This is a genomic window from Streptomyces sp. NBC_01077 (assembly GCF_045162855.1).
Classification (GTDB): Bacteria; Actinomycetota; Actinomycetes; order Streptomycetales; family Streptomycetaceae; genus Streptomyces.
On sequence record NZ_CP108669.1, the window covers coordinates 796,449 to 819,435 of the forward strand.

Genomic DNA, 22,987 nt, shown 5'->3' on the forward strand with positions numbered 1-22,987 from the left:
GCTTCTACCGGCGGCGTAGTGATCCGGGCCCGCAACGAGTGGACCAGTCGCCGGCCGGCGACAGCCGCTCTCCACCGGCCCGCACGACGACAAGCCTGCCGCCCTCGAAAACGATTCGATCACTGGCGGCCAGGAAGAGCGGGCCCGCCAGCTCGAAGGCATATCCGTCGTCGGTCTCGAGGTCCTTCACCAGTACGAACCGCGAGGTCGGCGTGGCTCCGTCAGCTACCAGGCGCATGCCGAAATGGTCCCACGCGACCTGAGGCCACCTCGACCCAATTCAGCAGCTGACCAATGACCTCACCGATGAAGATCAAGGTAGGGCGGGACTCGCTCTGCTCTGTTCGGTCGTCGCTTCCAGGCCCGTGGACCCGGCCCGCGATACTCGCTGGCCGGGTCCACCGAGTGGCCGCGCCGGCCCCTCACGGGTGGCTAGCCGACGCCCTTCCACGCGCCGCAGTACGCGATGCCGCTGCTGGGCACTCCGCAGTACTGCATCTCCGTGACAGGCGAGGTGCCGTAGTGCGAACCAGCCCCGGATGCAGACCCGTTGGGGTCCTTCACGACCCCGGTGCTCCCGTTTGCGCGCTTCCAGTACACCCAGGCGCCGTAGCCGTCGGCGTTCCTGTCGGTGGCGAACACCGTCAGGTGGCTGGAGGACACCGAACTGGTCCCGCACAGCGTCCAGGGCAACTCAAGGCCGCCGCACAGCCCGTACGCCTCGAACGTCACGGTGTGTGCCGAAGCCGGCCCCACCGAGAACGCCACCACCGCCACCGCAGCCCCCGCCAGCGTGGCCAGCCGGCCCTTCACCCTTCGCGACATCCCTGTCGCCTCCTCCCCGATCGGACGGTCGACGCCCCGGACATCCCGGCAGCGCCGCTGCCCGCAAAGTCTGGGCGAGCCCGCCCGCGTCGCGTACCTATGACCTCATAGGGACCGACCCGCCGGCCGCGATGCGCTGAGAGCCCGGTCAGGGGAATTGGTCATCGCAGCCGTCGCCGTAGGCGGGCTGATGGGCAAGGAACTGATCCACGGTCTGATCGGCATCTGTTCTCCTGGCCGAGCGCGATAAGGGGCAAACCAGATGGGGCGCACTTGCGGCGCCCTGGCTCAGCCGCCTTGCCCCGCCTGGTCTACCTTTCACGCCGGGAGGGATCGTGAGTCGCATCGGTGCGTTGCTGAAGCGGACCTGGCTGGACTGGGCTGTCTTCGTCTACATGGTCGTGACTGCGACCAGGTGTAAGAGCCCAATCCTGGTCGTCTTCTTTACGGTCATCGCGCTTGCTGTTGCAGTCGTCTGTGTACGCAAGACCTGGCGACTGGCTCGGCTGGCCGGCATCTGGGCGTCATCTTCTACGAGCGAGGCGGGGGCACACCACAGAAGTTGAGCCAGAGCCGGTTCTCGCGAACGAAGCCACGGACGGCGGCCGCCGGGCCGACTCCCCGGAGGAGATCCGCTTCACGGACATCGAACACCTGGAGTTCGACCTGTAGGGCCCGGACCCCGAGCAGTCGGCGAGCCCCGGACCGAATGGTTCGGGGCTCGCTCACGTATCGCGGGTGTCGTCATGCGCGCCAGGGAGGGCGCTCAGTGGCTCCGGCGGTAGTGGCCGGCGATCAGGGAGATCGAGAACATCGCGGTCATGACGCCCACGGCCAGGGTCAGCGTGCCCGCCTTGCCGCCGCTCATCGACCAGCCGTTGCCGAGCAGGAGGGCGGTGCCCCCGATGCGGGCGAGGACGGCGTACCCACGGTTGCCGATGCGGCTGAAGTGGCGGGCCAGGACGTAGCACGCGGCGATCATCGAGATGAAGGTGATCGAACCGGCGGCGAAGTGGGCGTAGCTGTGCCAGGTGAGTGTGGCGGGCATTCCGTAGGGGGTGCCGACCGGGAAGCCGTCGGCCGGGTCCATGACGAACACGCCCGCCGCGATCATGCCGATGCCGGCGACCCGTACCAGCCGCGGCACCCAGGTGCTTCCGGGGGTGCCGTGCAGGGCCCGGCGCAGGCCGGTCGCCCCGAGGGCGAGCAGGGCTCCGACGGCCAGGAAGTTGGCGATCTGGAGCCAGCCGAGGGAGCCGTTGCTCAGAGCGCTCAGGGGGTGGCGGGTGATGTCGAAGCCGTCTCGGGTGGCGGCCTGGGTCAGGGCGACGACCGCCCACAGCGGAGACGCCACGACCGCGCAGGTGAGCAGGGAGCGGGTGGCGCCCTGGGAGGCCGGGGTGCCGGTGGCAGCGGCGGCGGAAACGGTGCTGCGGTGGTCAACAGTGGTCATGGCGGGTGTCCTCCGGGGCTCGTCGTGTTCGGTTCTCGCTGACACGTCGATCCAGTCATGTGACAGGGAATCCATGCATTCCCTGTCACATGCCCCTGCTCGACGTATAGGCAGACAGTGGCCACTGCACCGCACGGTCACCGCACGACGAGAAGAGGGAACTCCATGCGCTACCTGATGACGACCAGGCCTTCCGACAACGCCCCCGACGAGATGCTGTACGTCGAGATGGCCAAGTTCGTCGAGGAGCTGACGGCCGCCGGTGTACTGCTGGCCACCGGCGGCCTCGAGCCGGGCGGCATCCTGGTGAGCTCCGCCGGTGACGAGATCACGGTGACGGACGGGCCGTTCGCCGAGGCCAAGGAGGCCGTGGCCGGCTTCGCGCTGATCGAGGTCCGATCCAAGGAGGAGGCGATCGAGCTGGCCCGTCGCTTCCGCAGGATCGTCGGCGACGGCGAGAGCGTGGTTCAGGAGGTCTTCGGCTCCTGAACCGTCAGCCCCCGGAACCCCGGGCTCTGAACAGCGAGGAAACCTGCCCCGGCTTGCGAGCGAGCCGGGGCAGGTGCTGTCATCGTGCCTGTGCAGGATGCCCATCGCACCATTGACGCGGTCTGGAAACTCGAATCGGCCAAGATCATCGCCGGGCTCACGCGGATGGTGCGCGACGTCGGGCTCGCCGAGGAGCTGGCTCAGGACGCGCTCGTCGCCGCGCTCGAACAGTGGCCCGGCACGGGCGTCCCGGACAACCCCGCGGCGTGGCTGACGACCACCGCCAAACGACGCGCCGTCGACCACATCCGGCGCTCCGAGCGGCTGACGCGCAAGCAGGAGCAGCTCGCCCACGAGCTCGAACAGCAGCAGAACCCCGAGCAGGAGCCTCCCGAGCAGGACGACGTCCTGCGGCTGATGCTCATCTCCTGCCATCCCGTACTGCCGACCGAGGCCCGGGCCGCACTGACACTCCGACTGCTCGGCGGTCTGACCGCCGAGGAGATCGCGCGGGCCTTCCTCGTCACCCCGGCGGCGATCACCCAGCGCATCGCCGCCGCCAAGCGGACGCTGGCCGAGCAGCGCGTGCCGTTCGACCTGCCGGATGACGCGGAGCTGGCCGAGCGCCTCTCGTCCGTCCTCGAAGTCATCTACCTGATCTTCAACGAGGGGTACTCCGCGACCTCCGGCGACGACCTGATGAGGCCCGGTCTCTGCCTCGAAGCACTGCGACTGGGACGGCTGCTGGCCGAGTTGGCACCTCAGGAGGCCGAGGTGCACGCGCTGGTCGCGCTGATGGAGATCCAGGCCTCACGCTCGGCCGCGCGCACCGGGCCGTCCGGCGAACCCGTCCAGCTGCACGAGCAGAACCGGGGGCGCTGGGACCAGCTGCTCATTCGCCGTGGCTTCACCGCGATGCTGCGGGCCCGAGAGGCCGGTGGAACACCGGGCCCGTACCTGCTGCAGGCGGCGATCGCGGTGAGCCACGCCCAGGCGCGCACCGCCGAGGACACCGACTGGGTGCAGATCGCGGATCTGTACGAGGCGCTGGCGCGGTTGCTTCCGACGCCGATCGTCCAGCTCAACCGGGCGGTGGCACTCGCCATGGCACACGGACCGCAGGCGGGCCTCGACCTGGTCGACTCCCTGATCACCGATCCGGCGCTGCGCGACTACCACCTCCTCCCCAGCGTCAGGGGAGATCTGCTCGTCCGCCTGGACCGGCGCCAAGAAGCGCGGCTGGAGTTCCTCCGGGCCGTGTCGCTCACCGGGAACGCCTCCGAGCGGGCCTTCCTGCGTCGGCGCGCGGAGGAGATCACTGTCGCCGGCCCCTCCCTTCCGACACTCGGGCAGGCCGCGCACGACTTTCTGAGCCGTGACGCTCTGGACGCCGCGACGCGCCACTCGTACGGACAGACCCTCCGGCGTCTGTGCCTCTGGCTCGGCGAGCAGATGCCGCTGGCCGACGTGACGGCCGACCAGGTGTCACAGACGTTCGCGACCGCCTGGGGAGGGACAGCGGCCAGTACCTGGAACCGGCACCGCTCGGCCGTCCGGTCGTTCAGCACCTGGGCGTCGCTGAACGACCTCGCGGCGAGGCTGGACCGCCGTACCGAGACCCGACCCCGCACTCGGGCACTGGCTTCCGCGCAGCTCGACGCGCTCTGGAACCAACCGGACCTGCCGTTGCGCGAACGGACGCTTTGGTGCCTCCTGCACGAGTCGGCAGCCGGAGTGAAGGCCGTCCTGTCGCTCGACATCGAGGACCTGGACCTGGACGACCGCCGGGCCCGCACCGGCCGCGGCTGGGTGAGCTGGCGCTCCGGAACCGCCCGGCTCCTGCCCCGGCTGCTGGCCGGCCGGACCCGCGGCCCGGTCTTCCTCTCCGACCGGCGGCCCGGCCCGGCCCGGACGCCCGCGTCGGCAGATCTCTGCCCGGACACGGGCCGTCGGCGCCTGTCCTACGAGCGGGCCGAGTACCTGTTCAAGGAGACGACCAAATCCCTCGACCCGACGCACAACGGCTACACCCTCCGCCAGCTCAAGCCCCCACCGGAACCGACCTCAACCGGCTCCGCCCCAGCGCGGTCCCGTACTCCGTCGGCGTCGGGCCCGTGATCGTGGGGTGGGCGCCCGGCGGCAGCATCGGCTTCAGGGATGGGTGCCGCCGGGCCCGTACAGAGTCACACGACGCACTGACTCTGCAGGCAGGACTGCGTGCGAGGGATGGTCTGGGTACAGGCGCGCCTGTGGCCTCCCGGTGGGGAGCCGGGAGGCGGGCCTCGGTCGTCCGTCCTAGAGGATGAAGACGCTCTGCGCGGTCTCGGTGTTGTACGTCTCGCCCGGGTACACGAGCCACTCCACCTGGCCGGTGCAGTCGGGGCCCGAGTGGACCTCGGCGATCGCATCGGTGTTGTTGGTCACCGACGTGGGGAACCAGTCGATCGGGTAGCAGCCACTCGGGTCTTCGTACGCGGTGCCGTTCACGGTGAGGACGCCTTCCGCTGCTGAGGCGGAAGCGGGAAGGCTCACTGCGAGGAGTGCTGCTGCGGCGAGCGCGAAGGTCATGCGGCGGGTTTTCATGATCAGCTCAACGTCTGGCCCCGTCTGCGGTCACGGTTTCGTCAGGGAGAAAGGACGGTTCGGAGCACCCCCGACGTCGATCTCCTGACGGCTGCTGGCTCCCGCCCGGTTGCCTGAGCGTTGCCTCATGGCGATGTCGGTGACTCTTGTTGTTGGGCAGCAGCAGCGTGCCGTCGGTCCGATCTGGGCGATCTGGTTCTCGACCTTGTCGTCGCCGTACTGCAGATCAGTCGCGTACCCGGCCCGCTGGAACTGTTTCGCCATGTTCTCGCCGTCGGCGATCCACCGCTCCGAGGCCTTGGTCGGCATCGAGAGGCCGATGGTGCCGCCCTTGCCCTTGTCGGGGTTCTAGCGGCTGCCGCCCGCGGGCCTCCTGGCCGCAGGCGGTCAGGGCGGTGACCAGCAGGAGGGAGACGGCTGCCAGGGCGGCGGGCGGCGTGTGCGGGTGCGCCTGTCAGGTCCCTTCGGGGGCGGGGAAGCGGCGAAGGGCTCCGGGCAGTCGGGAGCCGAGAGGGGACATCCCGCCGTCCGCGCCGTGGCGGGCGAGCAGATCGAGGACGAGACGGCCCCGCCGTACCCGCTCACGCGCGGTGGCGAGGGCCTGCTCGCGCATGTGGGCGCCGTACGGATAGATCCCGGCCGACCGGCTGAGCCCGAACTTCAGGTACAACGGGGCTCCCCGCCGGATCAGTTCGGCGGCCTCGTACATCCGGACGTAGCCGCCCAGGTCGTCCGGAGCCTCCACGTAGAGGTCCATCGGCGCGCGGCTCACCCGGCGTATCTCGGTGAGGTGGGTGAGCGTGAGGTCGGAGGGGACATTCAGGGAGTCCGCCCCGAGATGTTCGTGGACGGCGTACCCGGCCGGGTTGACGGGGCCGATCAGCGCCGAGACCTTGAACGTGGTGTCGGCGGGCAGTATGCCGGTCTCGCGGAGCCGGTGCAGGGTCCACAGCACGCCCTCGTCGGCGACGAGCAGGCAGCGCACGCCCAACGCGGTGGCGCGCAGGGCGTCCTCTACGCATCCTGCGAGCGCGTCGTGGCCGCGCGCCCGCAGCCCCGCGCCACCGGAGTCGGTACGGGTGGCGGCGCCGATGTCCCACGTGCCGCGCGGCCCCGTGAACAGGCAGAGCTCGACGGAGCGTTCGGCGCAGCCCTCCACCATCTCGGTGATCTCGTCGTCGGTCAGCATCCAGACGCCGCTGCCCTGGCTGACCCGGTGCACCGGGACGTCGAGCCGGGTGCTCTCCTTCAGGACGACGGCGAGTGCCTCGGGCCCCTCCACGGAGGGGATCTCGGTGCGCCACGTGCCACCGTCGGGAAAGGTATGGGGGGAGGCGTCGGCCGGCTCGACGGCCGGCGCGGGATGACCGATCCGCGCAAGCGCGTCGGCTCCGGGACGGCGGGGGACGGCGGAGTCGGACACAGGAATCCCCTGTTCGATATCTCGGACACTGTTCGGAAAGGTGGGTGTGCGGCAGAAGGCGGGCGTAGGAGGGTGGGCGTTAGGCAGAGGGGGGATGTACGGCAGGACGGGCCGCCAGGGACCCCGTACCGCCGTACGGCTCCGAGGGCGTACGGGACGACCAAGGGCCCTGCGCTGCCCGACGGCTTCGGGCACACCCGGTCAGGGGCGCGACTGCGCCCCGGCTTCGGGCGCACCCGGTCTGGGGCGCGACTGCGCCTTGCCGGTCTTCGGATCTCCCCCGTCGGCCGGCGCGACGGCCTCGGCGAACCGCTCCGGCGGGAACTCGTGGGTGATGAGCGGTGCCGGGTCGAGCAACCCGAGGTCGAAGGCGCGCACGGCGTCCGACCAGGGGGCAGCCCGGCGTTCACTTCGGTTGCCTCTTCTCCCAGCCCTCGGCCCACAGGTCGAACCGGGCGTGCTGCTGGGGGAATTCGGCGGCGGCGTCCGCGTCGAACTCCACCCCGAGACCGGGCTCGTGGGAGACGGTGAAGCAACCGGTCTGCGGGTCGACCTCGGGGGCGCCGCGTACGATTTTCTTGATCTCCGCGTCCGCGAAGTCGTTGAAGTGTTCCAGGATCTTGAAGTTGGGTGTGCAGGCGGCGAGTTGGAGGGTCGCGGCGGTGAGGACCGAGCCGCCGACGTTGTGCGGGGCGACGAGGACGTAGTGGGTCTCGGCGGTCGCGGCGAGCTTCCTGGCTTCCAGGATGCCGCCGATGTGCCCGACGTCGGGCTGCACGATATCGGCGGCCTGTGACTCGAAGAGCTCCCTGAACTCGATCCGGTCGTGGATCCGTTCACCCGTCGCGATCGGCAGGTCCACCTTCTCGGCGACCTTCGCCAGGGCCTTGAGGTTCTCCGGCGGCACCGGCTCCTCCAGCCAGGCCGGCCGGAAGGGGGCGAGTTCGCGCGCGAGGCGGACCGCGGTCGAGGGCGAGAACCGGCCGTGCATCTCCACCATCAGCTCGGTGTCCGGGCCGATCGCGTCCCGTACTGCCTCGATGAGCGCGACGGCCTCCCGCGACCGTGCGGCGTCCAGTTCGTAGTGACCGGTCCCGAACGGGTCTATCTTCAGGGCCCGGTAGCCGCGTGCCACGACCTCACGCGCCGCCGCGTGATAGGCCTGCGGGGTGCGCTCGGTGGTGTACCAGCCGTTGGCGTACGCCTTCACCCGATCGGTCACCTGGCCGCCGAGCAGCTGCCAGACGGGCACGCCGAGGGCCTTGCCCTTGATGTCCCAACAGGCCATCTCGACGACCGCGATGCCCGACATGACGATCTCGCCGGCCCGCCCGAAGTCCCCGTACTTCATGCGCCGCACGAGATCCTCCACCGCGAACGGGTCCGAACCGGCGATGTGACGGGACTCCGCCTCACGGAGGTAGCCCACGAGCGCGTCGGTGTGCCCGAGCATCCGGGTCTCACCGACACCGGTCAGACCCTCGTCGGTGTGGACCAGGACGTAGGTGAGGTTGCGCCAGGGCGTGCCGACGACATGTGTGGTGATTCCCGTGATGCGCACGGTGGTTGCTCCCCGGGGACGCGGACGTGTTGTTCGAGATTTCGTCACGTGTTCGAAATCGTGGCGTGACCGTAAACAGCGCCCCCTCGGGTGTCAATGGCCCGCGAACCCGCTACCGAAGTCACGGCCCTCGACTGGACGATGAATACGCACGTCGGGCCTCATGGCGGCAGGTGCGCACCCCATCGGCCGCGCCGGATGCGCGCGACCTGCCGCGGCCCTCATGCCGTACCGCAGCGGGCGGAACCGGGAACTCGACCCGACCGAGACTGTTCACGTACATGACTGGAAGTCATGGGCAAGTCTATTGACGCGTTCACGGCAAGCCTTCTAACGTCCACTCGAAGAAAGCGCTTTCCATATCACGGCGAGAGGGGTCCGGACTCGGGGAGAGCCGCACGACAGAGCTCCCCGTCCCCCGCACGCCCCCTCCCCGGATCTCGGTCGGACGAGCCACCCTCTGGAGAATTCCATGCAATTACGACCCTTCATCGTGTCCGTCGGCCTGCTGACCGGCACGCTCGTCGCGGCGTCCGGTGCCACGGCGCAGGCCGCGTCCACCCGCTACGAGGCGGAGAACTCCGCCGTGGCGATCTGCACCGGCAGCGTCGACTCCGACTGGGCCGGCTACTCGGGCAGCGGTTTCTGCAACTCCGACAACGCGGTCGACGCCTCGGCGCAGTTCACCGTGACCGCCCCTGCCGCAGGCACCGCGACCCTGCGGGTCCGCTTCGCCAACGGCACGACCACCGCGCGGTCGGCGACCCTCACGGTGAACGGCTCGTCCGCGACGTCGGCGTCGTTCGAGAGCACCGGCACCTGGACGTCGTGGACGACGAAGACGTTCACGGTCCCGGTGGCCGCGGGCGGCAACACGATCCGTCTCAACCCCACCACCTCCGCCGGACTGCCCAACATCGACTACCTCGACGCCGAGGTGGCCGACGCGCCACCGCCTTCGTCGGGTTCAGTGCTGTACGTGGCACCGAGCGGCAGCGATGGTGCTGCGGGAACAGAGGCGGCTCCGACGACGCTCGCCTCGGCGATCACCCGCATCACCCCGGGTGGGACGATCTACATGCGTGGTGGGACGTACCGCTACACGCAGACTGTCACCATCCCGGTGGGCCAGAACGGCACTTCGGGCGACCGTACGGAGTTGGCCGCCTATCCGGGCGAGACTCCCGTCCTGAACTTCTCGGCTCAGACCGAGGACCCGGCGAACCGCGGCCTCGCGGTCAACGGGTCGTTCTGGCACGTCCGCGGCCTGGTCGTCGAGCGCGCCGGTGACAACGGGATCTTCGTCGGTGGCAGCAACAACGTTTTCGAGCGCACGGTGACGCGCTTCAACCGCGACACGGGACTGCAGCTCTCGCGGACGGCCTCGACCACCCCGCGGGACCAGTGGCCGTCCAACAACCTCATCCTGAGCGCGGAGTCGCACGACAACGCCGACTCCGACGGAGAGGACGCCGACGGCTTCGCCGCGAAGCTCACCGTCGGCTCCGGCAACGTCTTCCGCTACGCCGTGGCCCACAACAACATCGACGACGGCTGGGACCTCTACACCAAGACCGACACCGGACCCATCGGTGTGGTGACCATCGAGGACTCCCTCGCCTACGACAACGGCACTCTCAGCGACGGCTCCCAGGCCGGTAACGGTGACCGGAACGGCTACAAGCTGGGCGGCGAGGACATCGAGGTCGACCACGTCGTCCGTCGCAGCATCGCCTACCGCAACGGCAAGCACGGGTTCACGTACAACAGCAACCCCGGCTCCATGTCGGTCACGGCCAACATCAGCGTCGACAACGCCCAGCGGAACTTTTCCTTCGACGCCGGCACCTCGGTGTTCCGGAACAACGTCTCCTGCCGGGCGGGCAGCGGGACCAACGACCGGATCATCGGCGACGCCGACAGTTCCAACCAGTTCTGGTCCGGCGTCAACGGCTCCAAGTGCTCGTCGTACTCCGGCGCCCTGAAATGGTCTTTCGCCACCGACGGCCGCCTCGTCACGACCTTCGGGGGGACGACGGTAACGCCATGACCCTCCCGGCCGACTCCTCGCCAGCGCCGTTCACGACCGGCTGTGCGGGGAGTCGGCTGCCGGCTTGTCCGGCTTGACTACGGGCGGCGCACCATCCTCCTCGCCGCACCCTACGGACTCGCCGGCCTCACCTATACGGGCCGAATTCATGATCCGCGGACGACAAGGGAAGTTGAGGTCGTCGAGATTCACGTGATGCAGGGCGGGGTTCTGCCGGTGAGGCCGGTCGGCCCGGTCGTCCGGCAAGTCCCAGTCGCGACGGACATGTGAGTCAGGGGCAGATGATCTCACTGTTGGAGTACACACGGCCGTCGTCGTGTTGGATGAACCCGGAGATTTCGGCGCAGCGTCCCTCCATACCCCCGACGTAGATCGCTCCGGCATACCTGTCGTAGAACCCGATGTCCCACCAGGACGTCTTCCAATCTGTGCGCCGGATAGTGACCCCCATGCTGTGCCGTCCGTTTGCCACGTCGTAGGTCATCGCGCAGAGTTGGCCGCTGCCTCCGGAGATCCAGTAGACGTCGATGTAGGCATGACCGTCCCCCAGATGGATGGCGTCGTATCGGCTGCCCTTGCAGTAGGAGAAGGGACCCGCGTAACCGGGGGGCGCGTCGTTGGGATCGGTCGCCGACGCCACACCCGCCCCGCCCGATACGATGCCGGCCGCCACCACGACAACCGTGACCGCGGACATGATCCGCCTCGCTCTAGTGCCGAATCTGCTCATTACCCACCCCTGGGTCGACAAATTCCCGGTTCGAGCCAGGATAGCGTCGGCCGTATCCCCAGAGAACTGAGTTCGCCTCAAATTCCGATTGCCTTGCCCACGCTGCCCCGCGATCACGAGAGCAGGGCCTTTGCCCTCACTGCGGGCGGGCGCGCGAAGGAGGTTCGACGGCAGGGTGCCCCAGAAGTTCCTCGCTCCACTGATCGTCCTGGCCTCCCCCGAGGCAGGGCCGTACCGTGTTCCGGTCTACCCCCTCAGACACAGGGCTGGAGGCAGGGTGGGGGCACCGGCTCTGGCGTACAGGGACGCCGCGTCATCGGCCTTCGAGCTGGACTTTCTTGACCGCGGGCATCGGCGGTGCCAGCCCGTGGGCAGGTCGGGAGTACGCCGTTCGAGGCTGTACAGCCAGTTGGCGACTTCCCCTGGACCAAAGGCGTGGAAAAACGGCAGCCGCTGGGCCCATCCCCGCAAGCGCAAAGGAGCACCAAAAACAGGTCGGCCTACTCTGACGTGATCTGGGGACCATCCCCTCAGTGCAGCGTGATCCTGCCGGCGACCGGCAGGTGGTCGCTGCCGGTGGCGGGCAAGGTGCGGATGTCGCCGACGGTCGCCGAGCGGGCCATGACCTGGTCGATCCGGGCCAGCGGGAAGGCGGCCGGGAAGCTGAAGGCGAGCCCCCGCTCCGCCACGTTCAGCCGTGAGGTCAGCGGGGCCAGCCCGCGGTCATCGACCGTGCCATTGAGGTCGCCCAGCAGGATCACTGTTTTCACCTTCTCAGCCGCGACGGCCTTGCCCAGCAGACCAGCGCTCTCGTCACGCCGGGAGGATGCGAGGCCGCTCGCCCGAACGCGGACCGAGGGCAGGTGGGCGACGTACACCGCGATCTCCCCACGCGGCGTGTGGACCACGGCCCGCAGCCCGCGACTCCAAGGCCCAGCAACTCCCCGCGGTTTGACGTCCAGCAGCCGGGCACCGGTCAGCGGATACTTCGACCACAGACCGACGGTGCCCCGGACCGCGTGGTGCGGGTAGGCCGGGGCGAGAGTCTTCTCGTAGACCGGCAGCGCCGGGGGCACCAGCTCCTGCAGCGCAATGAGATCGGGCTCGGCGTCAGCCAGGGCAAGGGCCGTGCCCGCAGGGTCGGGGTTCTCGTCGCTGACGTTGTGCTGCACCACGACCAGGTCGTGCGCGCCAGGCTTCCCGCCAGGCAGGAGCAGCCCGCCGAAGAGGTACATCCAGGCCGCCGTCGGCAGCAGCAGGGCCACCAGCACGGTGGCCGAACGGCGCAGCAGCGCCAGGCCGAACAGGGCCACGACAGCCAGGCCGAGCCAAGGCAGGAACGCTTCCAGCAAACTGCCCAGGCGGCCCGCGGAGTTGGGCACCGCCCGGTGGAACGTCAGCAGCCCGGCCGTCAGCACAGCGAATGCAGCAGGCACCCGCCCCCGCGTCCAGACCGATCGGCTCCTCGCATCCCGTTTCTCGCCCGCACCCGGAACCCACTGCCAGGCCCAGCGCGGCACCCACCAGGGCACCGCTGCCTTCGCCGTCGACGTCACACCGCTGCCCGCCCGCTCCACCTGGCTTCCCATCCGCTCGACCTCGTCTCCCAAGACGAGTCACCAGGTGAATCGGTTTCCGCTTCCCGTCAGCGCGTGCCCCCTCCTCCACCCGCAGACCATCCCCACGTGAACGGGGAGCAGGTTGAGGGCAAGATCCGGCGCGTAGGTCCCCACGTGTGAAGGGAGCGGTCAAGGACACCGCGCGGGCGGGCTCCAGCATCGGACCGTCCCCGCAGGCACACGGAGCAGACGAGGCGGGGCGCGGCAGGCTCGGGGTCAGGCTCCGATACCGACGGAGGCGACGTATGCGTAGGCCGCGTAGTCGGAGTCGAGGTCACTGATGACGTCGTCCCAGATCTCGTCGACCAGGTTCTGGTCGCGGGCAGCCCACGCGTTCACAAGGTCTGTCCAGATGTAGCGGACGGTGACGGTGCGCTGGCTGATGTTGGGGCGCTGGTACTTGGCTTCGACGTGGCTCTGGTCGACGGGGTAGATCTCCATCCGGCGGCCGCGGCCCTGGTTGTCGAGGTGGCGTGCGAGCCAGCCGGACTTGATCAGGTTCTCGCGGCGTCGGTGCCAGTAGGCCGCGTCGATCTTCTCCTGGCTCGCGGGGGTCGGGGTCACCTTCCCCTTGGACTTCATCCAGGTGCGGATGGTGCGGGGGGAGACGCCCTGTGCCTTCAGTTCTTCGCGGCCGGCCTTGCTGTCGAGGTAGCGCAGGCGGGCGGTGAGGCCTCGCTTGGAGGTGACGGGTGAGGCGATGCCGGAGGTGTGGACGATCCGGTTCAGCTCCAGGATGAGGGCCTCGCCGCCCTTCATCCCGTCCGCGTTCGACTTCCGCCACTCACCCCAGCGGGACCACAGGTCCGGAGAACCAGCCATCAGCGCCTACCCCCGAGCATGTAGGTGTCCTTCTCCTTGACCTGATTCAGGTCCCGGCCCTCCGGGAACACCGCACGCCAGTCACCGGCGACGTGAAGCTCGTCCGTTCCCGAGATCTCCACGACCTCGAGGCCGGCACGGCGTGCCTTGTTGGCTTTCATCCACAGGTTCGCGAAGGCTTTCGCGCGGATGATGTGCATCCAGTCCGGACGGCGGATTTCACGGTTCGCACTGGACTCGCCGATGGTCGACACAAATTTAGAATACATGGCCTTTACATAAGCCACGGCCAATTCGTCACCCTCCGCAAGCGCGTTCTTCCGTGCTTCGGCCAGAGCGCGGCGGAGCTTTTCCAGCAGAGCCTCGGAAGCACCCGAGACAAGCGACCGGTGGATCACCGGGGCGTCGGCGAGACCCTGCCGGGCACAGTCCAGCAGGAGACGGAGCGTGGACTCACTCACCCACAACTCCCCCGGCTCCATACGGTTTCCGAGCGGGTTGGGGAGGCCGGTGTGGTCCCAGTCGGCCGGGGTGACGAGGTGGACGCCGGCCTTCCTCGGGTCATGAACGCCGCTGGTGTCCTCGCGGAGCTGACCGATCGGCAGCCACGCCTTGAGTGCGGACAGGTAGGCGGCGTTCATGTCCAGCACGGTCACCTCGATCTCCTCGCCGCGCTTCGCCGCCGCGAGCAGCTCGCTGTTACGCCACTTCGGGCGGCCTTCCCAGATCTCGTCAGCACCCTTCTGAGACTTCTTGCGGAGGATCTCCTGAGTCGGCGGGAATTCCGAATGCTCGTACCGGCCACCCACCCGGGAAGCCTTGAACAGTGCCATCACGTCCGGAATGGCGGCCTTGATGAGCGTGGCCTGCGCAGCGTCGACGTCGCCGCCGGACTCGGCCAGCACCCCCTCCACCCGGCCGGCGATCTGCTCCACCAACGACCCGGAGGCATACCCCGGCGCACCCCGCCGCGGCGCGTCCGACGCCACCGCAGGTACCACCACCGCGGGTGCCGCCGACACAGACGGGGCGGGCGAAGCACCTGAGGCCGCAGCGGCAGGACCCTCCGGGCCGGCCACGGACGCGGAGGTGACCGGAACACCCGGCGTCGGCTCGACCAAGGCCGGCACGGACAGAGCGGCGGGACCCGGCTCTTCCACCGGGGCCGGGACGGCGACCCGCGGCGGCATGCTCGCCGCGACGCCGGCCTCTGCGCACTCCTCGGTGCTCAAGTGCTGTGGGAAACCGTCGAGTTCGACGTGGGCCGGCTTCCCGCACAGCACACAGAGACCCACCACCACCTCCAGGTCCGCACGGACTGGCGGAGAAGCCGGGCCGGACGACCCGGACGAACCGGGCGACCGGTCAGAGGCGGGGGGCAGCTGCACGCGCGGTTCCGGGGCCGGCCCGACCACGGGAACAACAGGAGCAGCCGGGACAGCGGGGACGCCGGAGGCGGCGGAGGAGGCGGAGGCCTGCACCCCGGAAGGAAAAGCGAACGACTGCGCACCGGCCTGCTGGAGGCTCGGCGTCACGCCGTGGAGGACACCGACCGCATGCGTAGGCCCGGCAAGCAGATCGAGCACGTGCAGGTGGTAGTGCGCCGCGAGGAGGTCGACATCCTCCAACGACCAGTGCTGACGACCCGACTGCTTACGGGACACCTGCGCCTGCGACTGCCCGATTCCCGCCGCCAGATCACCCTGACGCTCGCCCGACCGCGCCATCAACGCGGCAACCGTAAGCCTCAGGACCTCCTCGACACCCATCACAGACACGAACCTAACATTCAGAATACTGATTCCGTATACAGGATACGAAAACCGGCACCCTCACAGCCCACACCTGCCCACAGTCATCGGGCCCGACCGCTGGGAGGACCCTCCCTGGCCCAGCACCGCTACTGACCCACCAAACCGCACAGCGCTCCCTCCCCACCGGCCAGGCTGCGTCGCGAGATCAGCGACAGAGGCTCTCAACGTGCTCAGGTCTGGCGCTGGCGGATCAGCTCTTGCGCCGGTACCCGCCGGGTGCGGTCCCGTGCGTGCGCTTGAACGCGTTGGCGAAGGCGAACTCGGATGTGTAGCCCACTTGGGCGGCGATGGATCTCAGCGGTGCGTCCGATGTCCGTAGCAGGCGCGCTGCCGTGGTCATTCGCCACCAGGTCAGGTAGCCGAGGGGCGGTTGGCCGATCAGCATGGCGAAGCGTCTGGCGAAGGGTGCCCGGGAGAGCCCGGCCTCCGCGGCGAGTTTCGCCACGCTCCAGGGTGCCGCCGGGTCTCGGTGGATGGCGTGGAGGGCGGCGGTGACAGGCGGGTCGTTCAGTGCGGCGGCCCATCCCGTGGCGCCTTCTCGGGCAGGCTGTTCGTTGAACCAGATGCGCAGGATGTACAGCAGCAGTGTGTCCAGGAGCGCGGGGACGGCCGCGTCCGTGCCCAGGCGCGGGTTCTCCAGCTCGGCGGCCAGGAGTGCCACGGCTGCGCGCAACTCGGGATGACGGTCCGAGTGTGCCGGCAAGTGGATCAGGTCCGGGAGAGTCAGCAACAGCGGGTGGGTGCGGGACGGGTCGAGCTGGTAGGCCCCGCAGAGCACCACGGTGACCGGACCGCCGCCTCCGCTCCGATCGACGCTGTCCGAGGCGTAGGCGTCGTGCAGCCCATGGTCGTCGGGGCCACAGGCAGGGGCTGTCACTGGGGTTCCGGGGCTGTCGGTCAGGGTGTGCCCGCTGCTGTGGGGAAGGAACACCACGTCCCCCTCGCCCAGTTGGACGGGCTCCGCGTCGGGAGGCAGCAGCCAGCAGGAACCCTGCAGGATCACCTGGAAGCCCGCCGACCCCGGGACGGAAGTGAACTCCTGTCCCCACGGGGCATGCCACCGCACGTGCGCCGACCGGGGCCGGCCGGTCCGTGTCACCGCGACCACGTCGCTGAGTACATCCATGTGCTGAGCGTAGGGGTGGGTGCGAGACGTACGCGTATGAACTGGGCGGCCTGACGCATGGATCGTCTCCATGTGCGGTCCGTAGATTCGCGGCATGACGATGATGAAGACCGCGCGTATCCACGAGTACGGCGACACCTCCGTGATCCGCCACGAAGCCGTTCCCCGTTCCCAACCCGCCTTCGGTGAAGTGCTCATCCATGTCGCAGCGACCTCGTTCAATCCCACCGAGGCCGCTCTGCGCGCCGGAATGCTGCGGGCTTTCTTCCCCGTGGACCTGCCCTACACGCTCGGCTGGGACGTCGCCGGCACCGTGGCCGAGATCGGCGCGGGGACGGAGGGCTTCGCCATCGGCGACCGGGTCATCGGGCGGCTCGAGAGCGGGGGTGCGGCTGCCGAGTACGTCCGGGCGCCCGCCCACGTGCTGGTCGCGGCGCCGACGTCCATCCCTCTCGCACACGCCGCGGCCCTTCCCCTGGCCGGCCTGACGGCCTGGCAGGCGGTGTTCGAACACGGGAAGGTGGCCGCCGGTCAGCGGGTGCTGGTCAACGGTGCGGGTGGCGGCGTCGGAGGCTTCGTGACACAGCTTGCCAAGCACGCGGGGGCTGAGGTGATCGCCACGGCCGGTCCGCGGAGCACCGAGGCGGTCCTGAGGCAGGGGGCGGACCGAGTGATCGACTACACCGCCGGGCCGGTGGGCGCCACGCTCGACGACCCGGTGGACACTCTGCTCAATCTGGTCCCGTTGAGCCCATCGGACGCCGCTGCTCTGGCGCCTCTGGTGCGGCCGGGCGGGAGGATCATCTCGATCGCCACCCCGATCGAACCGGCTGCCGATGCCGAGGTGAGCGCGATGCACATCGTCGCCCGCAACGACGTCGCACATCTCACGGCGCTCGTGGAACTCGTCGACGCGGCCGCGCTCAGCATCGACATCAGCGAGTCACGTCCACTGGCAGACCTCGCCGACGTCCACCGCCTCAGCGAATCCGGCCGGATCCGCGGCAAGGTCATCGTCATCCCCTGAGCCCGGCCGGCGATCTCGACTCCCGCGAGTCACCACCAGGGCGAGCCCCCACACACAGCCGCGGGCAACAGACCGTGTTGTCGCCCGAACCACATCGAACGGGGAACCGTTTCCACACCGGTGGGAAGCGCCCCGCCGCGAGGGTGGGGAACAGCCCGCGGCCCAGCAGCTGTTCAGCGCAAAGTCGAGGCCATCCCCGTGGGTGCGGGGACCAGGAGTGTTCTGGTCCTGTTCAAAGCCCGCTTGGAGTGTGTCTGGTCAGTCACCAGCGAGGATCGCGGAGAGACTCACTGCGGGGCAGCCGAATATCGCTGCCAATGTGCGCTGCTGGCGCTCGGTCATGGATGCCACGAAGATCACTGCGTCAGCGTCGGCCTGCTCGCAGGCATGAGCCACCTCACGGACCTTCCCATAGCTCAGCAGAGTCCGAGAGGAAAAGGGCAAACCCATCTTCTGAACCCCACCGTCCGAAACGCCCCGTCGTTGCACGATCTGCCCGACGACCCGAGCGCCACGCGCTGCCAGCTCTGTGGCGGCCGACGCCATGAGCGCTACGAAGTCCTTCTCCTTCGCGGAGAAGTACCCGACCACCACGACATCAGCCCCCGCGACAGCGAACTGCGAATCCTGGCGTCGGGTCCGCTCCGGTGGCACACGGCGAGCAAGACGCCGGTCGCGCCTTCGGGGCTGATGCATGCGCCACAGGTTAGATGCGCGGTCAGCTGCAGAGACACGCATTTCCCCACGCGCTGTGGGGACCATCCCCACCGCGCGCAGGGGAGCAGGCTTCCCGAGCTCGCGCCGAGGAAGCGGCCAAGGCCAGGCCTCACCTTGCCCTGGAACTCCGGTGTCATCGAAGGCCACGTCAACCGAAGACAGGGCCTGCTCACCCACCTTGAGGTGGGTGAGCAGGCCCCGTCGAAGTGCCGCTGTCAGGACGGCAGGGAGGTGATCTGCCAGGCGACCATGCCCGTGGCTCCGGCCACCGCAGCGATATGAACCGGCAATTGCGCTGGAGCGTTTTCGACCCGCTGCCCTGCAGATACTCCGTCGCACGGCACGGACTGCGGCGCCTTGTCCGCAATGGAGACCTTCACGGTTCCCGTGCCGACACAAACCACGGAGACCTTGTAGGCCCCGCGCTTCTTGAGCGGGGAGACAGTGTGCATGCCTTCCCGAACCCGCTCCAGTCCGGATGCCACGAACTCTGGGTCATCCGGCGAGACCGTCTCCAGCGCGGCCTTGGCACGCTTGCCGAGGTCTTCCTCGCTTTCCCCTTGGGGTGACTGCGTCGCCGTCGGCTTCCCCGTCGCCGACTCCGACGGATTGCCCGACGGCGTCGCGCCGTCGGTACAGCCGGCCGCCAGGAGCGAACAGAGGGCGAGGGGGACGATCGCGGTCAGTGGCTTGCGTAGCGCCGTCACGAGCTCATCTCCCAGCAGCGCCGCCCGACCTCCGCCGGAGTGGTCATGGGCCCCGGTTCCGCGCTTGCCGCGTGGGCCGGAGAAGCCAAGCTGCTCAGCAGAGCCAGAGCGAACACCGGGACGACAGCCCCTTGTGCTGTAAAACGCATATCTCCCCCGCGTTAAGACTGATTGTGAGTCCACCTGTCAGGTCAGTGAGGTGGCTGCGCGCACAGAGACCGTAACCTTGTTCACGGTTGACAAGGGAGAAATGAGCCTTCTTCTGAGCAAGAATTGAGGAGGATGCATATCGGCCGTCACCAGCGTCAACTGATGGCCTGCGCTCCACAGTTGTAAGTCGCCTGTCTCTTCCCGTGAGGGGGAGGGCGGCCGCCGGCTGCCTCTTCCCGTGAGGGGAGGGCGGCCGCCGCAGAACCACCTCACAGGTGTGGAGGGAGTCGATGTTCGGCTGGTGCAGGAGGTATACGCCGAGTCCTGCAAGACCGCAGCCCCGCCCCGTGGCCTCTGGCCTGGGAACGCGCTGTGCCCCACACCGGGGTGTGGGGCACGTGGAGGGCGTACCACCGACCGGGCGACTCAGCTGGGGGACCGCCGAGTCTGCCAAGCCGACCGTCACCGCCTCGACGAGCGACCGCATCGCGACCAGGGTGAAAGCCCGGGTTGACGACGGTTGGTTCCGGGGGGTCAGCGGCGTGAGGTGAGGATGCTGAGGACGTTGGCACCGACTACGGCTCCGATGGCGGCCCCTTCGGTCCAGCCGAGGCCCTGTCCGAGCCCGATCCAGCCGACCAGGGCCGCGAGCACGGGGTTGACGCTCATGAACAGGCCGAAGGCGGCGGCCGGCACGTGGCGCAGCGTGAACAGGTCCACCAGGTACGGCACGGCCGAGGCGAGGACGCCGGCCGCGACGGCGTATCCGAGGGACGCGACTGTCGGCGGGTGGCGCAGCACGACGTAGAGCCCGACCGGCAGGAACATCAAGGCGGACAGCAGCGCGGCGGCCGCACTCCCCTGCGCGCCGGGGACGCGGCTGCCGACCGTCCGGTTGAGCAGGATGTACGACGCCCAGCAGACGGCCCCGAGCAGGCCGAAGCCCATCCCGACGTAGTCGGTGGAGGGCTGCGGGCGCATGAGGGTGACGACCCCGGCTGCCGCTATGACGGCGCACAGCGCGTCGGCCCGGCGGCGGGTGGCGGCCAGGGCGATGGCGAGCGGGCCGAGGAACTCAAGGGTCACGGCGAGCCCGAGGCCGACGCGGTCGATGGCGGTGTAGAGGGAAAGGTTCATCGTGCCGAAGACGACCGCGAGCAGGATGACGGGCCGCCACTGCCGCCAGGTGAAGCTCCGCAGTGCGGGCCGGCCGACGGTCAGCAGCACGGCGGCGGCGACGTACTGGCGGACCGCGACGACCCCGACGGGTCCCAGGACGGGGAAGGCGAGGGAGCCGGTCGCGGCGCCGATCTGGTTGGACAGGCCGCTGCCGAGCATGGCGGCCACACCGGCCGGGGAGGTGCGGTGCGTCGGCTCGGTACGCGTCGCCGGGGCAGGTCCGGCCGGGGCTGTTTGCATGGGCCGATCGTGGCGCCGGACGGTTCTTGCACAAAATGCATGTGCGCATGAGATCTATACGCTGGAGTCATGGATGTGGAACTGCGGCAGCTGCGCTGTCTCGTCGCGATCGTCGACGAGGGCACCTTCACCGACGCCGCTCTGGCGCTCGGCGTCTCGCAGGCGGCTGTCTCCCGGACCCTGGCGTCACTCGAACGAGCGCTCGGTGTACGGCTGTTGCGGCGCACCTCCCGGTCGGTGACCCCGACGGGTGCCGGGGTGCGCGTGGTGACACACGCGCGGCGGGTGCTCGCGGCGGCGGACGAGCTGGTCCGGGAGGCGGCGGCGGGGCAGCACGTCCTGCGGATCGGTTACGCCTGGTCGGCCCTCGGCCGCCACACCCCGGCCTTCCAGCGCCGGTGGGCGGCGGCGCATCCGGAGACCGAGCTGCACATGGTCCGGGTCAACTCGGCGACCGCCGGGCTTGCGGAGGGCTCGTGCGACCTGGCCGTGCTGCGCAGACCTCTGGAGGACCGCCGCTTCGACTCGGCGATCGTGGGGCTCGAACGGCGGCTGTGCGCGATGGCCGCCGACGACCCGCTGGCCAGGCGCCGGTCTCTGCGTCTGGCGGACCTGAGCGGCCACACGCTGCTGATCGACCGGCGCACCGGCACCACGACACCAGAGCTGTGGCCGCCGGACTCGCGCCCCGCGACCGAGGACACGTACGACGTGGACGACTGGCTCACCGCGATCTCCACCGGCCGCCGCATGGGCATGAGCGCGGAGGCCACCGCCAGCCAGTACCGCAGGCCCGGCGTGGTGTACCGCCCGGTGCGCGACGCCGAGCCGGTCGCCGTACGGCTGGCCTGGTGGCGGGACGACCCCCACCCGGCGGCCCAGACCGTGATCGAACTGCTCACCGCCCTCTACCGCGAGGCGTGACAGGACCCCGGACACGGACGAGGGCGGCCCGGGACGTCACCGACGATGACCGTGTGCGCCTCCGCCCACACGCCGAGCCTGAGCAGGGAGCGACCCCGCGGCGACCTGTACAGAAACCGGCACACCAGACCTTCCCCCGCCGCCGACATGGACACCGTCGGCCGCAACACGCCGGCTCCCTTCAGCGGCCTCAGGCAGAGCGGGGCGGGGCTGGGACACCGCCTCGTACACGCGATGTACGCCTGCAGCGAGTCGCGGGCGATCGTGCGGCCGGGGTGAGAGCCGCCGGCCGCACGGCGACCGGCGGGTGCGAGGCATGCTCAGTGGAGCACTTCGCGCTCCCACTGGCCGTGCGGCTGGGCGTGCAGACGCCAGTAGTGCTCGGCGATGTCGTCGGGGTCGTACGCCGTCCCGGGCGCGACGGCTCCGCCGACGGTGACCGTGGCGACGTGCACACCCGACGGCCCGTACTCCGCGTCAAGCAGTTCGACCAGAGCCCGCACCCCGGCCTTGCCCAGCGACAGACTCACGTACTGCGACTTCATCTCGGGCATCCCGCCGGTGACGACGAAGGTTCCCCTCCCGCGCCGTGCCATCCCGGGCAGGATGTGCGCGGCGGCGGTGAGGGCGCCGAGGACGTTGACCGCGTAGGTGTCCAGGTGCTCGCGGAGCGGGAGTTCACCGACGGTGTCGGGCCGGATGACGGCCGCGTTGTAGACCACGACATCAGGTTCGCCGAGCTCACCGACGGCAGTGTCGAGAGCGGCACGCAGGGCAGCCTCGTCGGCAGCATCGGCGGTGAGGGACACCACCCGCACGCCCAGAGAACCGATGAACTCAGCCGCCGCCGCCACCGTCTCCTTCGTCCGCGCGATCACGGCGACCGGCAGCCCCTCCCGCGCGAACCGCCGGGCCACTGCCTGCCCGATCCCCGGCCCCGCCCCCACGACCACCACACCCGCCATGACCACTCCCTCTCCCTGCAGTGCAACGACAGGAAGGTCAACTCCCTTCAGCCGCCATGTCTTCCCCCCCGGGGGGGAAGACACTCTCGACCAGTTCCAGCCACCGGACGAGCTCCTCCGGCACGTTGTAGGGGAACTCTTCGTCACGCGGCCATCGACGCCCTGGCTCCGTCTCCACGGCTCTTCCCCGGCGGCCGGCCCGGACGCCCGATCAGCACCACACCGCTGACGCAGCGGCTGAACGAGCTGGGCATCCGACCCGACCAGGCCCGCAGCACCGCACTCGTCCAGCTCGCTACCGGATCCCCGCCGCGATCCCTGCCCGCGCCCTGGGCATCCACACCGACGTCGCCGTCGTCGGGCAACGGCTCTCCGCAGGCGACTGGGCCACTTACGACAACGACTGCAGGGAGCTGCACTCGCACGACGGCACCCTCGGCGACGCACGCGAGATCCACATCGGGTATTGCAACCTCAGCCTGCGGCTGACCGGGGTACGAGGTGCCGGTTCGGCAGCGGGACGATCGTTTTGAAAATTTCCATTCAGGATCTTGATACCTGTTCAACCCTATGCGAGATTCGG

General features: G+C 69.4%; 22 protein-coding genes and 1 pseudogene. 6 read left to right on the plus strand and 17 right to left on the minus strand.

What is annotated here, in order from left to right; genetic code table 11:
• Positions 1–4 precede the first annotated feature (4 nt).
• Positions 5–238: a hypothetical protein gene (locus OG462_RS03675; RefSeq protein ID WP_406054373.1), complete on the minus strand. Its 234-nt coding sequence runs from the start codon at positions 236–238 to the stop codon at positions 5–7.
• Positions 239–432: 194 nt separating this feature from the next.
• The gene (locus tag OG462_RS03680; protein WP_406054375.1) at positions 433–825 is read right to left on the minus strand and encodes a hypothetical protein; all 393 of its coding nucleotides are present in this window, start codon (positions 823–825) and stop codon (positions 433–435) included.
• Between the two features lie 597 nt (positions 826–1,422).
• On the opposite strand from OG462_RS03680, the pseudogene OG462_RS03685 reads away from it, so the two are divergent.
• A pseudogene (locus tag OG462_RS03685) lies at positions 1,423–1,497 on the plus strand (XRE family transcriptional regulator); the annotation flags it as partial.
• A gap of 94 nt (positions 1,498–1,591) precedes the next feature.
• Here OG462_RS03685 and OG462_RS03690 read toward each other — a convergent pair.
• Positions 1,592–2,278, minus strand: coding sequence for a DUF998 domain-containing protein (locus OG462_RS03690; RefSeq protein ID WP_406054377.1), 687 nt, complete (start codon positions 2,276–2,278; stop codon positions 1,592–1,594).
• A gap of 165 nt (positions 2,279–2,443) precedes the next feature.
• Here OG462_RS03690 and OG462_RS03695 point away from each other — a divergent pair, with 165 nt between their 5' ends.
• Complete coding sequence (locus OG462_RS03695) at positions 2,444–2,767, plus strand: YciI family protein (RefSeq protein WP_406054379.1); 324 nt, start codon at positions 2,444–2,446, stop codon at positions 2,765–2,767.
• Between the two features lie 84 nt (positions 2,768–2,851).
• Positions 2,852–4,885, plus strand: coding sequence for a sigma-70 family RNA polymerase sigma factor (locus tag OG462_RS03700; protein WP_406054381.1), 2,034 nt, complete (start codon positions 2,852–2,854; stop codon positions 4,883–4,885).
• Between the two features lie 177 nt (positions 4,886–5,062).
• On the opposite strand, the gene OG462_RS03705 is transcribed toward OG462_RS03700, so the two are convergent.
• From OG462_RS03705 to OG462_RS03725, 5 genes are all read right to left on the minus strand, one after another.
• A complete protein-coding gene (locus OG462_RS03705; RefSeq protein WP_406054383.1) occupies positions 5,063–5,350 on the minus strand; it encodes a hypothetical protein in 288 nt (95 codons plus the stop codon).
• Positions 5,351–5,380: 30 nt separating this feature from the next.
• Positions 5,381–5,659, minus strand: a complete 279-nt coding sequence (locus tag OG462_RS03710) for a hypothetical protein (protein WP_406054385.1) — start codon at positions 5,657–5,659, stop codon at positions 5,381–5,383.
• A 145-nt stretch (positions 5,660–5,804) separates the two neighbouring features.
• On the minus strand, positions 5,805–6,773 hold the full coding sequence (locus OG462_RS03715; RefSeq protein WP_406054387.1) for a hypothetical protein: 969 nt from the start codon (positions 6,771–6,773) through the stop codon (positions 5,805–5,807).
• 201 nt (positions 6,774–6,974) lie between these two features.
• Positions 6,975–7,151: a hypothetical protein gene (locus OG462_RS03720; protein ID WP_406054389.1), complete on the minus strand. Its 177-nt coding sequence runs from the start codon at positions 7,149–7,151 to the stop codon at positions 6,975–6,977.
• A gap of 28 nt (positions 7,152–7,179) precedes the next feature.
• Entirely contained in the window at positions 7,180–8,334 is a 1,155-nt protein-coding gene (locus tag OG462_RS03725) for a mandelate racemase/muconate lactonizing enzyme family protein (RefSeq protein ID WP_406054391.1), read from the minus strand.
• 472 nt (positions 8,335–8,806) lie between these two features.
• On the opposite strand from OG462_RS03725, the gene OG462_RS03730 reads away from it, so the two are divergent.
• Positions 8,807–10,384: a CBM35 domain-containing protein gene (locus tag OG462_RS03730; RefSeq protein ID WP_406054393.1), complete on the plus strand. Its 1,578-nt coding sequence runs from the start codon at positions 8,807–8,809 to the stop codon at positions 10,382–10,384.
• A gap of 271 nt (positions 10,385–10,655) precedes the next feature.
• Here OG462_RS03730 and OG462_RS03735 read toward each other — a convergent pair whose 3' ends face one another.
• The 5 genes from OG462_RS03735 to OG462_RS03755 form a co-directional block, all read right to left on the minus strand.
• On the minus strand, positions 10,656–11,081 hold the full coding sequence (locus OG462_RS03735; protein ID WP_406054395.1) for a hypothetical protein: 426 nt from the start codon (positions 11,079–11,081) through the stop codon (positions 10,656–10,658).
• A gap of 563 nt (positions 11,082–11,644) precedes the next feature.
• Positions 11,645–12,550 carry an endonuclease/exonuclease/phosphatase family protein gene (locus OG462_RS03740; protein ID WP_406066344.1) on the minus strand — a complete coding sequence of 302 codons (906 nt, stop codon included), beginning with the start codon at positions 12,548–12,550 and terminating at the stop codon, positions 11,645–11,647.
• A 399-nt stretch (positions 12,551–12,949) separates the two neighbouring features.
• Positions 12,950–13,555, minus strand: coding sequence for a hypothetical protein (locus tag OG462_RS03745; protein WP_406054397.1), 606 nt, complete (start codon positions 13,553–13,555; stop codon positions 12,950–12,952).
• Positions 13,555–15,324 carry an acyltransferase gene (locus OG462_RS03750; RefSeq protein WP_406054399.1) on the minus strand — a complete coding sequence of 590 codons (1,770 nt, stop codon included), beginning with the start codon at positions 15,322–15,324 and terminating at the stop codon, positions 13,555–13,557. Before OG462_RS03750 ends, OG462_RS03745 begins: the two co-directional genes overlap by 1 nt.
• A 235-nt stretch (positions 15,325–15,559) precedes the next feature.
• Positions 15,560–16,495, minus strand: a complete 936-nt coding sequence (locus tag OG462_RS03755) for an AraC family transcriptional regulator (protein ID WP_406054401.1) — start codon at positions 16,493–16,495, stop codon at positions 15,560–15,562.
• A 94-nt stretch (positions 16,496–16,589) separates the two neighbouring features.
• Here OG462_RS03755 and OG462_RS03760 point away from each other — a divergent pair, with 94 nt between their 5' ends.
• Positions 16,590–17,522 carry an NADP-dependent oxidoreductase gene (locus OG462_RS03760; RefSeq protein ID WP_406054403.1) on the plus strand — a complete coding sequence of 311 codons (933 nt, stop codon included), beginning with the start codon at positions 16,590–16,592 and terminating at the stop codon, positions 17,520–17,522.
• Positions 17,523–17,780: 258 nt separating this feature from the next.
• Here OG462_RS03760 and OG462_RS03765 read toward each other — a convergent pair whose 3' ends face one another.
• From OG462_RS03765 to OG462_RS03775, 3 genes are all read right to left on the minus strand, one after another.
• Positions 17,781–18,218 (minus strand): hypothetical protein, encoded by a 438-nt coding sequence (locus OG462_RS03765; protein WP_406054405.1) that lies wholly within the window; start codon positions 18,216–18,218, stop codon positions 17,781–17,783.
• A 236-nt stretch (positions 18,219–18,454) separates the two neighbouring features.
• Positions 18,455–18,946, minus strand: coding sequence for a hypothetical protein (locus tag OG462_RS03770; protein ID WP_406054407.1), 492 nt, complete (start codon positions 18,944–18,946; stop codon positions 18,455–18,457).
• 684 nt (positions 18,947–19,630) lie between these two features.
• Positions 19,631–20,515, minus strand: a complete 885-nt coding sequence (locus tag OG462_RS03775; protein ID WP_406054409.1) for an EamA family transporter — start codon at positions 20,513–20,515, stop codon at positions 19,631–19,633.
• Positions 20,516–20,584: 69 nt separating this feature from the next.
• Between OG462_RS03775 and OG462_RS03780 the strand changes: the two genes are divergently transcribed.
• Positions 20,585–21,439 carry a LysR family transcriptional regulator gene (locus OG462_RS03780; protein WP_406054411.1) on the plus strand — a complete coding sequence of 285 codons (855 nt, stop codon included), beginning with the start codon at positions 20,585–20,587 and terminating at the stop codon, positions 21,437–21,439.
• Positions 21,440–21,759: 320 nt separating this feature from the next.
• On the opposite strand, the gene OG462_RS03785 is transcribed toward OG462_RS03780, so the two are convergent.
• A complete protein-coding gene (locus tag OG462_RS03785) occupies positions 21,760–22,404 on the minus strand; it encodes an SDR family NAD(P)-dependent oxidoreductase (protein ID WP_406054413.1) in 645 nt (214 codons plus the stop codon).
• Between the last annotated feature and the right edge of the window lie 583 nt (positions 22,405–22,987).

Bases quoted from the DNA above. Each gene is read 5' to 3' on its own strand.
- OG462_RS03675 (WP_406054373.1), bottom strand. From the start codon at position 238: ATGCGCCTGGTAGCTGACGGAGCCACGCCGACCTCGCGGTTCGTACTG.
- OG462_RS03680 (WP_406054375.1), bottom strand. From the start codon at position 825: ATGTCGCGAAGGGTGAAGGGCCGGCTGGCCACGCTGGCGGGGGCTGCG.
- OG462_RS03690 (WP_406054377.1), bottom strand. From the start codon at position 2,278: ATGACCACTGTTGACCACCGCAGCACCGTTTCCGCCGCCGCTGCCACC.
- OG462_RS03695 (WP_406054379.1), top strand. From the start codon at position 2,444: ATGCGCTACCTGATGACGACCAGGCCTTCCGACAACGCCCCCGACGAG.
- OG462_RS03705 (WP_406054383.1), bottom strand. From the start codon at position 5,350: ATGAAAACCCGCCGCATGACCTTCGCGCTCGCCGCAGCAGCACTCCTC.
- OG462_RS03710 (WP_406054385.1), bottom strand. From the start codon at position 5,659: ATGCCGACCAAGGCCTCGGAGCGGTGGATCGCCGACGGCGAGAACATG.
- OG462_RS03730 (WP_406054393.1), top strand. From the start codon at position 8,807: ATGCAATTACGACCCTTCATCGTGTCCGTCGGCCTGCTGACCGGCACG.
- OG462_RS03735 (WP_406054395.1), bottom strand. From the start codon at position 11,081: ATGTCCGCGGTCACGGTTGTCGTGGTGGCGGCCGGCATCGTATCGGGC.
- OG462_RS03745 (WP_406054397.1), bottom strand. From the start codon at position 13,555: ATGGCTGGTTCTCCGGACCTGTGGTCCCGCTGGGGTGAGTGGCGGAAG.
- OG462_RS03750 (WP_406054399.1), bottom strand. From the start codon at position 15,324: ATGGGTGTCGAGGAGGTCCTGAGGCTTACGGTTGCCGCGTTGATGGCG.
- OG462_RS03755 (WP_406054401.1), bottom strand. From the start codon at position 16,495: ATGGATGTACTCAGCGACGTGGTCGCGGTGACACGGACCGGCCGGCCC.
- OG462_RS03760 (WP_406054403.1), top strand. From the start codon at position 16,590: ATGACGATGATGAAGACCGCGCGTATCCACGAGTACGGCGACACCTCC.
- OG462_RS03765 (WP_406054405.1), bottom strand. From the start codon at position 18,218: ATGCATCAGCCCCGAAGGCGCGACCGGCGTCTTGCTCGCCGTGTGCCA.
- OG462_RS03775 (WP_406054409.1), bottom strand. From the start codon at position 20,515: ATGCAAACAGCCCCGGCCGGACCTGCCCCGGCGACGCGTACCGAGCCG.
- OG462_RS03780 (WP_406054411.1), top strand. From the start codon at position 20,585: ATGGATGTGGAACTGCGGCAGCTGCGCTGTCTCGTCGCGATCGTCGAC.
- OG462_RS03785 (WP_406054413.1), bottom strand. From the start codon at position 22,404: ATGGCGGGTGTGGTGGTCGTGGGGGCGGGGCCGGGGATCGGGCAGGCA.